We start from the raw sequence: 9723 nt of genomic DNA on the forward strand, positions 1-9723 counted from the left end.
GCTTTCCTGTTCGCCAGCGCGACGGGCGTGGCGGTGATGATGAGAAAGGGAAGGGAAAAGGCGCGCAGGCTCAGGAGCCTGCGCCGACCTGGATCAGATCAGACGAGAGGTGTCGATGGTGCAGATTCGCAGGACCGCGCCGGCACCCTGGGTCGAGCCCGTGAGGCATTTGGCTGATAGGCTCGGGCTCTCGAACGGTTCATCACGGGTGACGACGAGTTTCGTCTCATCCGTCGGATGAGGCTTGAGGACGCCCGTGGCCAGCAACGTCGCCCGGTGCTGGCTAATGTAGCGCGGTAGGGTCGTGGTCTCCATCGCGCTCACCTCGCTGCCCTTGTGCACGAGCAACGTGCCGCCAGGTAGCTTTTCCGCGGTGGCCTGAAGGTCGCCGTAGTGCAGGCGGTAGCGGGTCCCGATAGGATCCTCAGCTTTCAGGCCGGCGCCAAGATTGACCTCCACTCGAGCAAATGCGGACGATGGCAACCGGGGCATCATCGGATCAGAAGCGGGACGGAGCTGAGACGGCTTCAGAAGCTCGTTGAAGTCGAACCGGGACGCCAACGAGGCACTCTCGGTCCGGAGGACGTCTTGCCCACCAACGGGCACCGGTTCGAGAAAGTGATAACCCATCGACACCAACAAGCTGCGAGCCTCGACAACATAGTTGTCGAGCACGCGGCGCTCCTCCTCGGACACGTGATTCCGCTTTGGGGATCTGCCGATCACAAGATCGAGGTGCGGGGCAGCTTCCAGATGGGCATTGAAGCGCCACTCCAGGTGCTCGACTGCGGCCTTGTACCAGCCGGGCTGCTCACAACCGAAGATGACGACCCAGTGCCAGTCCCGGTCCGAGTCGTCGATCTTGCGCATCAGACGCTGGCCAACGATCTTGCCCTCACCGCACATGACGTAAGGGCGTTGATCGCTGGTGTCGGGTAAGCCGATCGCAACGTAGCAGCCTGGCGCATTAAGGACTGCAGAGGACATCTCGTAGGGGAGGTCTTCGACGCGCATGACGGCGATGGTCGGAACCCAGATTCGCGCGCGCTGTTTGACCGGGTCCGTCAGATTGAAAAAGGACCTCACGGACGCGAAAGGTGGAAGTTTGTTCGACATGAATGGAAACCCTTGACGATGGCCCACGCCGCTCCGTCGGCAGGACAGTGCCGTGACTGAACCCGCCAGGTAGCCAGCAGAGGAGGGGCGTTAAGGCCGGAGAGATGAGGGGTGAAACGGCTCAGGCGCGGTAGCCGAACGGCTGCGGGCGCGGGAACTTACCGCACGGGATCACCGGGATCGCGCACGGACGGCTCATCTCAATTCGACAAGGGACTTTCAATGCGCGCGCAGGCGCGCTACTGCATACAGCAGCCATGGTCGGGTCTCCGTAGGACTCGTACTGTGGTCAGGCACCCTGTCGGTGGTGGTACACCGGCAGGGGCCGCCCTGGATGGGCGGGCCGTTGCCACATCGGCTTGGCTGTAAGATAGCGGAATATTGGATTATTGCAAGTATAAATTCCAATAAACAGAAACGTTAAAAATCTATTAACGGATGCAGATAAGTTAATCCCCTCCGACACACGCCGAAAGTCGAGCTGTTTTGAAGGGCTGAAGGAATTCAGCCCCACGGATTGTCCTGCTGGAGCGTAAAACCAGTGCGTCCACCGCTCTGGCCACACTGGCATCATCTTTACTGGTGGGTTGCTCTTTCTGGAACCGCCACACTCCGCAAGATCCACCAGGAGGGCAGTGATCACTCAAGACCAACTGGTTGCCGCTCTGTGCGCGGGCCGATGGCAAGCCGTGATGGATCCGCAAAGGCAGCTTAGGTCCTGCGGCTTCCCTCAACAGGTCGCGGTCGCCGAAGGCTTCTGCTCGAAAGCACAGGATTGCTGGTTCGGATCCTTCAGCACTCTGCACTTATCGCGCAACGATCATGTCTCCGAGCGTTTGCGCCCGGCGGCCAGGCGCAAAGAGCCGTTGGCGCCTGTGACCTTCAGCTGATCGAAGTTGAGGTTGCCGAGCTTCCAGGATTGCAGCACTACAGAAGTATCCCCGATCGACTTCGGCTTCACGCCGCCCTCTGTGGCGCGCTCGATGGTCAGGGTCTTGCCGCTCCAGTCGAGCAGCAGCCGATCGTCCGGTTCAAATCCCGCGCTGTCCCACAACGCCCGCGGCAGGCGGATGGAGGTGTAGAATCGATCTGGGCGCTTGGCGTCAGCAATGGATCTCACCACGACCGCAGCAGACGCGATCTGTCCCTCTTTGACCTCGGCCTTCCGCTTGCGCCCAGCCCGCCGAGGCGCTCCCTGCGCCTCCAGCTCTGGTACAGGCGCTGGTTCAGCATCGACAGCTTGCGTCAACTTAGGGCCAGCCTCGGCTTTCATCGCAGACGGCTGATAAGCAACAGGATGCGCGAGATGCGGGATCGCGTGGATGGCATCGACAACCTGACGAAGACCGCCTGAGAGACCCTCCGTCGACTGGAGGAGGACAGGGGTCAAGCGTGCGATGGCTTCGATCTGCTGGCCACCAAGAGCTACCAGCTGGCTCACCTGCTCAGTCATGAGCTCGACAGCTGACCGCAAGCCCTTCAGGTCCGCTGCCATTTCGGTCAGAGTCTGCTCAACCTCTGGCGAAAGAGCTGGCGCGGGGTGAGTTGGCTGCGGCGCCTTCGGTGCGGAGGATTGAGGCGGTTTGGCTTCCTTCGGGCGGAAGACTTCGGCGGCCAGAGCGTCCGGCTTGCCCAGGTGCCGGGCCAGAATGTCGGCGGTGTCCTGGAGCCGCTTGTCTGCAGCTCTGGTCTCAGGCCGCGGGACTGCCGGCTTCATCTCGTGAGCGTGCCGTGGTCGTCCTAAGCAGGCTGAGCAGACGTCAAAGGAGGGAGCACGGCCAAGCAGCCAGCCGCGCTCGTTGAAGTAGCCTTTGACGGCATCATTGCTGGTAGGTCTGGAGACCTCGTAAGTGTCTGCACTGGCACATTCCGAGCAGCGGATCGTGAAGCGGAACTTGGAGGGAGTACCACCGCTACGGGTAATCTGCGGCTCGAACTGACGTGCGATGCCGGGCATCTCGCTAATCCTGATTGTTGAAAAAGGTTTTGAAGCCGAGGACGATGCAGAGTCCTGATCTCTCGGCCTGGAAAAGAGGTGTACGGATGGGCAGGGGATTAACACCGGTCCGGCCAAATTCCAACCCGTCGGTGCGGGTCTGCTTCATCCGTCGGGAAGGCAAACAGGACGGGCCCGCTATCAAGCGTACCTGAAGCCGCTATCATCACGGGATGGGCTCTCCTATATCTGGGTGTCAGCAGATCCGGGAGGCGGCGGAGGTTGAGATGACTGAGACATTCCAAGGGCGAGCCATCGCCGGCCGGGGCGACGCCGAGAGTGTCGCCATTCAAGTCCTGAACTTCATTGTCTCAGACGTCGATCGGATCATCCAGTTCTTGAACGTCACCGGCCTTCAGCCCGAGACGATCCGCACATCGGCGACATCATCGCATTTCCTGCTGGGCGTGCTTGAGTATGTCGCGAAAGACGACGAACTCCTGAAAGCAATCGATGAGGAGCTGAAAGTCCGGCCCGCCGCCGTCCTGGCAGCCATCGTGCATCTGTCGCCAGAGTCCGGCATGAAGCCGCCCGATAAGGATAAGAAGGTCGACGCAGCCCCTCAACTGCCCAGGCGCAACCTGTTCCATTGAAGGGAAAGGCCTCCTCACCCGCCGTTGCCAGGTCGATGAGGAGGCCTTCCGTTCCGGAAAGCCAGGATTGGAGTACCAGCTTCCGCTCAGAGTAATGCTCAGGCTCAATGACAGTTTCGGCGCAGCTCAAGAAAAAGCATCGGCTCGCGGCCGAGCCTTCCTGTCGTAGCAATGCTTGAAGGGCAGGATATCAGCGGAGAGGTTCGGCGATTGCAGCTGCATCACTGACAGTCACTGCTTGATGCAAAAAGTCGTGATGAGTTGGAACCGCGAACTCACCTTCGCCAAGTCATCGGAACGAGCTGCTGATCACTTGGCTTGGTCGGCAGAAGTACTGACCGGCTCCTGAGCCAACACCTGTTCAAGCTGCATCACCAGCGCACGACGTTTCTCTGCACTCAGCTTGTCCAGGTTATGCTGCCGCCATTTGACGGCAGGGAGATCCTTGACTTCATCAACGCCGAGCAGCTCCCATTCGGGTTCGCCTCGCTCGAACGAAAGAAGGAAGCGGCGGTGGGCATCAGGCATGCCACCGACGACGGTTTCAATCATCATCTCTCTCACCTGAATGAGCTCCTCGATGGTTACAGAAGCCACTGTCATGCCATCGAACCCATGGGTGAATTCATGAGAGATGTCCTTCCGTGGCGGCGCCAAGACCTCTGCCATCGGGCGGTCATGGCTCAGCAGATAAACAATGAAAGCGGTCCGCAGTGCCTCCGTGATGCCTTCGTTCGCCAGCAGATCGCGAACATCGAACAGGTCGCGCGGATGCTGACGGTCGAATGCGGCCACCAGTTTGCCGGCATAAAGATCGGCGAACGACACAACTTGGATTTCGGCGAACCCGAAGGTGTCCTCGACGTTTGGCGAGACTCCCCTCATCTCAGGCTCGTAGACGCAGCCCCGCAGGACGGGTGTCACCTCGATCTTGATCTGTGCTCCGGCCGCTTGCACCGTCAGCTTGGTCACGATGCCTTCACGGGCATTGACCACTTCGTTGACGTGGACACCCTGCGGGTTTTGTCCGATGCGACCAGCGATCCGCTTCATGGCTGCATTGATTGCCGTCAGGGATTCGGGCCTGCCCGCCACCGGCAAATAGGTCAGATCGATATCGACAGACAGCCGCGGCAGGTTACGAACGAAGAGATTGATTGCGGTCCCGCCCTTTAGGGCAAAACAGTCTTCCTCCGCCACGAAGGGAATGATCGAGACCAGCAGGGCGACTTGGCGGCGATACTGTTCAGCTGGGGGCATAAAGATCGTCCGGTACGGTGATTTGGTAAACGGGATCGAGCCTGCCGCCCTTGACGAGCATGCGTTTGCCGGTTCCAAGATCGACCTTCGAACGATCAAGTCGCTTCAGCCAGGCATGCTGATGGCGATCCGCAAAGAAGAAGAACAGCCGTTTCACCTTGATGCTGCGGCAGTCAGTGAGCAGCTTTTCAAGGCGCCGGGGGCTCAAGGTGCGCAGCCCCTCCACCAGCATGTCGACCTGATGGAAGCTCTCGTGATTGGGCAACTCGTCCAGGAGCTCGAACAGGGCCCGCTCTGGCGTCGATACCGTTAAGGGCCAGTTCCATTGCCCCCAAGGAAGCCGGGTCAGGGTGCCATGCAGGCTGTCATTGCTGGAGCCGACATCGGTTTCGACATCCCAATCCAGGCTGGTGAGCCCTGTCGTCATCGGGTCGGACTTGAACAGAGTCTGTGACTTGTGGAACCGGAAGGTCTCTTTCAGGGGTAGCCTGTTGAGCCATCCAGGCGGCGGTTCGCGCCCGTACAGGTGAATTGTCTGCGGACCCTGGGCGGAAACATAGTGGCTGAACCCCTGCAGATCGAGTGCGGTGCGGCCGCCGACGATGAGTGGCTGTTGCAGAAGGACCTGAAGCGATATAACAACATGCTCCCAGGAAAGGGTACCCCAAGGCCGCTTATAAGTGCCCCGAGTAGGCTGCTCGAGCCAGCCGGCCGAAACATACTGGCTACGAAGGCTGCTGGAATAGCCATGGCGCTCCATCCAAGCGGCATCGACCAGCAGCCCTTGGGGCAAGACCTTGTCGAGTTGGTTTAACTTTCCTTGACTATGCTCAGTCATGCTTAGCAAACTAGCATGAATTCAAACTGGGCCGCAAGTTTGCATCTGTGCTAAATTCCTAAGTCAGACTGGGGGGAGGTAATTGATTTCCAAACTAGGATGATCGCTGCCAATCGCCATCGGAATAGGGCAATACTAAGCAGGCTATTAACTATATATCATTTCGCATAACAAACATTATGGAACCTAACGCCGCAAACTCCCTGTCTCATCTCCCTTGAGCAACAGTTAGTGCAGCTACGTTATCGAACCGAGCTGCCTCAAACGCGATGGTGTTGCCCCGGCGCAGAGGCCCGACGGGAGATCGGGACATTCAGTTCGCTGGGACGATCTGGTTCAGCCTCATCGGGTCCATCCCAAGGCGGCTGGCCCATTCCTCCAAGGCGGACGCATAGAGGCGGCCAAGAATATGTCGCGAATGCTCCGCGGCACCCTTCAGTCTGGTGAGCTCCGCTAACGCTGCGTTCATGAGGTGGTCGCGATCGGCCATTCTCCGCACTCCCTTTTCAGACTTCGTTAACAACTATGGCGCGCCATCTGCTGGGCGGCAAGCCCCTGGCTGATGGGCTTCAGTTTGGTTCGGACGCGACCATGTTGGGGAGCATAAGAATTTGAGGGGCAGACAGTCAGGAGAACCAGAGGGTGCAATCAAGTCCGTTCCGCGGAGATGCAGTGAGAGCCAAGACTGCGGGTGACAGGCTTGCTCCGTGGTTCCTTGTGCTCTCCTCAATGTCGTCGACCAAACAAGTCGTGGATCATCGAAGGGACAACCAACAGCAACAGGAGCAATCCAAGTGGAAGGCATGCGAAAAAGCCCCACCATTGGAACCCAAACGCGCCGAATACGCCGCCGGCGAAGAAGGATCCCAGCAGTAAGCCCAACAGGCGCAGCTTTGGACGGTCGGCGCGGACTATGGACGTTACCGGACAAGTCAAGTCCCGGTTCCAGTAGACGAGCTTGCCAAGTTCAATGCCGACATCGGTGATCATGCCCGTCACATGGGTCGTGCGGATGCGACCCCGGAGATCTTCGTCACTGTGGCGTTCTGCAGCCCCATGATGAAACAGAGAAGTAACATGGCCACCAGGGTAAACCCGGGCGAGCTTCGAGTGGAGCTGCCGAGCAGCCCAAAGCCGAACAAGAGCGCCGCTTCCAGCATCAGTGGCACGGCGAAGAAGTCACTCCAGCCGCGACGGCGGCCCCAATTGATCAGAATGGCCGAGCAGGCGGATCCGGCGACAAACAGAACGAGTGCGCCGAGCCCCGCCATCACAAGGCCGAGGGCGCCCAGGGCCAGATTGTCGGCCAAGGCTGAAAAAATCCCGGACATATGCGACGTATACTGGCCAACGGCGAGGAAGCCGCCGGCGTTGACCGCACCTGCCACAAACGTGAGGACCATTCCGAGTTGGGCATCGGCCGCACCTGAACGCTCCGCGGCAACGACACGCCGAGCCGAGCCGATGTAACGAGCAGCAAGGCTGCTTTTCCGGTGGAGCAAGTGCTGCCGGTCCATGGCGGATTGTTACCATTGAATAGCCAGTGGGGCTATCCATCAATGAGGAGGAGATCAGGGGACAAGCAGTCTTGTGCTCTCTCGGTAAATGGCGTGGACCAGAAGGCATTTCACGTTTGCTGTGGACGGACAGCAAGCCTGGGGTGTACGGATCACACACGAGGCCGACTTACGCTGAGTCGGCAATCCGGGTGCAGGGCAAAGGGGTCGCTTCAGCAAACCCACACCCACCATAGCGCACCGATACAGATCGGCCGCCGTGGCTTCCTGGGAGGGGCAGCCTGATCGGGATCGGAGCGGATCAGGGGCCACGGTGCTCTTTGCCCCAGTGTCAGGCAAAGTGATCCGGTCAGCCCCTGGCGCAGGGGGCTCCCGCATCCAGCGGAACTCCTAGGTCCGCTGGGCCGCAGCCCCTCGACTATCCCGGCAAGGAAAAGGGACACGCTGTTTTGGGAGAAGGCCTCTTGTGGCTGAGACGACCGAGCATCTGCTCGTTGACGAAACGACACCAGCGTGCGCCAAAACGAGACGTTCCCAAGAGGGAACACAAAGCACGCACGGAGTGATACACGCAGGAAGGCCGCAAGCGTCATCCGAAGCAGTCATTTGCCACAAGCAGTCGAGTTCATCAGCCCAGGTCTGAGCGGAGTTGCACGACCCGGAGGTTGTTGGTGGTTCAATGGGAGGGTAGCGAGAAGCGTCAATCCTGTTTCGCGCTGATTACTGAGAGCGTCACCGAAACGAGCGCGATGAACATCACGGCCGCATTCACGGCATGCGAGTACTCCCACTCCTGGCGTAACTCGCTCCAATTGTCCGGCAGGGTCGTCCAGTTGGCGGTCGCCTGGTTGGCCGGGAAGGTCCAGGTGAAGAAGATCGCGAAGAAGACGACGAAGCATAGGGCAGCGGTCACGGCGAAGGAGAAGGCTCGACGCTGCCGCCGCAGCCTGACCGCCAGAACAACGTTCATGATGAGCGCGGCCAGATCCACGATGCCGAACCAGGCCCATCCCGCATAGACGCCTTGGACGGTCAGATAGGCGTCGCGCGGCAGATCGATCTTGTTCGGCAACTCGAACAGGTGAGCCCCAGTCGGCACCAGGGCGAGAGCGGTCAGCACGACCGCAAGGAACTGGATCACACGCAGGCTCATGCGAGGCCTCCGCTTGTTAAGCGCCTTCCGGGTTGCTCCCGCTAGCGAGGCTTTGGTTCGACCCGAATGTCGAAATGCAGCACCTCCTCGCGGGCCCCGAGCTTCTCGTACAGCGCGATGGCCGGATCGTCACCGTGATCGGCCTGCACGTACACGACCCAGGCGCCACGCCGAGCGGCGATCTCGCGCAAGTGCTCGATCAGGGCGGTCGCGACGCCCAGCCGCCGATAAGTCTTGGCAACGGCAAGGTCATAGATGTACATCTCGCGCCGTGCCCTCTCGAACTTGTCGAGTCCATAGGCAACGAGGCCACCCACAACCTCCTCGCCCGCCAATGCCACGATGACGGCAATGTGCTCCTTCGCAAGCAGGCCCTCCAGGTAGGTGTCACTCGGCGGCTCAGCCCCGTAGGTTTCAGGGTCGGCGAAGGCAGAACCGAACAGCGCGTTGAGCTGACGAAGCAGCCCGACGTCAGCGGGCCAGAGACGGTGGAGGAGCATAGGCTTTGGCAGCATTGTTCAATGCATAGCGCTGTCGCGGTGCCGGACAACCCCCTTGAAGCCAGCCTCCGCTTTGGAGCCATGGGCACTCCTGATCGAGGTCGCGGTGGCTCAGGTCGATGATATCATCGACCTGAGCAGGCCCCCCTGCTCTGATGGTGTTTCCAGGAGATGGTGTTGCGGATGCAAGTGACCCCGGCTCTGCCAACGAGAGTGTCCCAGCGCGTTTACGAGTATCTCAACCTTCTCGACAGAGGAGGCTGTGGCTTCGTCCAAGGCATCTACATCGTCGGCTCAGTTGCGCTTGGGGACTACCAGGAGGGTCGCAGCGACATCGATTTCGTTGCTCTCGTGGAGGCTCTTCCTGGCGGGCCTCACCTGGAGAGCCTCGCCCGGATCCATGCCGCCATGGCAGCCTCAGAGGGGCCGCCCTTCGACGGGTTTTACATCGAACAAGACCAGCTTGGCCGAACCTCATTGCTGGGCAAGCGGGTTCCGTTCAGCCTTCATGGTGCTTTCCATGCCGACGCGGCCTGCCCTGAGGTCAATCCGGTGACCTGGCTTTGCCTGGCCCACCATGGGATCGCGGTCCGGGGCAGCCCGCCCGAGACCCTCGACATCAGGATCGATCCGGCCCCGCTCCACGCCTTTCAGGTCCACAATCGGCGATGTCACGGTAACGTTTGGTCAGAGGGTTATGGCTTACGAGCCGCAGCATGACCAAACCCTTCAGCTACAAGCCCCACCGGT

General features: G+C 60.0%; 9 protein-coding genes and 1 pseudogene. 2 read left to right on the plus strand and 8 right to left on the minus strand.

All coding sequences use genetic code 11. From position 1 onward, the window contains the following. Nucleotides 1-93: 93 nt before the first annotated feature. Nucleotides 94-1116: a hypothetical protein gene (locus tag E4K09_RS14700; protein ID WP_134498228.1), complete on the minus strand. Its 1023-nt coding sequence runs from the start codon at nt 1114-1116 to the stop codon at nt 94-96. 820 nt (nt 1117-1936) lie between these two features. After that, a complete protein-coding gene (locus tag E4K09_RS14705) occupies nt 1937-3190 on the minus strand; it encodes a hypothetical protein (RefSeq protein WP_244610507.1) in 1254 nt (417 codons plus the stop codon). A gap of 149 nt (nt 3191-3339) precedes the next feature. Between E4K09_RS14705 and E4K09_RS14710 the strand changes: the two genes are divergently transcribed. Beyond that, nucleotides 3340-3705 (plus strand): DUF3572 domain-containing protein, encoded by a 366-nt coding sequence (locus tag E4K09_RS14710; RefSeq protein WP_166802333.1) that lies wholly within the window; start codon nt 3340-3342, stop codon nt 3703-3705. A 309-nt stretch (nt 3706-4014) separates the two neighbouring features. Here E4K09_RS14710 and E4K09_RS14715 read toward each other — a convergent pair whose 3' ends face one another. From E4K09_RS14715 to E4K09_RS14735, 6 genes and pseudogenes are all read right to left on the minus strand, one after another. After that, nucleotides 4015-4965: a nucleotidyl transferase AbiEii/AbiGii toxin family protein gene (locus E4K09_RS14715; RefSeq protein WP_134498232.1), complete on the minus strand. Its 951-nt coding sequence runs from the start codon at nt 4963-4965 to the stop codon at nt 4015-4017. Then, a complete protein-coding gene (locus tag E4K09_RS14720) occupies nt 4952-5803 on the minus strand; it encodes a type IV toxin-antitoxin system AbiEi family antitoxin domain-containing protein (RefSeq protein WP_134498234.1) in 852 nt (283 codons plus the stop codon). The genes E4K09_RS14715 and E4K09_RS14720 overlap by 14 nt, the downstream gene beginning before the upstream one ends. A 313-nt stretch (nt 5804-6116) precedes the next feature. Then, nucleotides 6117-6293: a hypothetical protein gene (locus tag E4K09_RS29135; protein WP_166802334.1), complete on the minus strand. Its 177-nt coding sequence runs from the start codon at nt 6291-6293 to the stop codon at nt 6117-6119. Nucleotides 6294-6529: 236 nt separating this feature from the next. Continuing rightward, a pseudogene (locus E4K09_RS14725) lies at nt 6530-7320 on the minus strand (YoaK family protein). Nucleotides 7321-8020: 700 nt separating this feature from the next. Continuing rightward, on the minus strand, nt 8021-8473 hold the full coding sequence (locus E4K09_RS14730; RefSeq protein ID WP_134498236.1) for a DUF1772 domain-containing protein: 453 nt from the start codon (nt 8471-8473) through the stop codon (nt 8021-8023). A 41-nt stretch (nt 8474-8514) separates the two neighbouring features. Next, on the minus strand, nt 8515-8973 hold the full coding sequence (locus tag E4K09_RS14735; protein ID WP_134498244.1) for an AAC(3)-I family aminoglycoside N-acetyltransferase: 459 nt from the start codon (nt 8971-8973) through the stop codon (nt 8515-8517). Between the two features lie 213 nt (nt 8974-9186). Between E4K09_RS14735 and E4K09_RS14740 the strand changes: the two genes are divergently transcribed. After that, a complete protein-coding gene (locus E4K09_RS14740) occupies nt 9187-9693 on the plus strand; it encodes a nucleotidyltransferase domain-containing protein (protein ID WP_166802335.1) in 507 nt (168 codons plus the stop codon). Nucleotides 9694-9723: the final 30 nt, after the last annotated feature.

Origin of the sequence: Microvirga pakistanensis (assembly GCF_004458765.1) — a bacterium.
In the GTDB taxonomy this organism is placed as follows: domain Bacteria; phylum Pseudomonadota; class Alphaproteobacteria; order Rhizobiales; family Beijerinckiaceae; genus Microvirga; species Microvirga pakistanensis.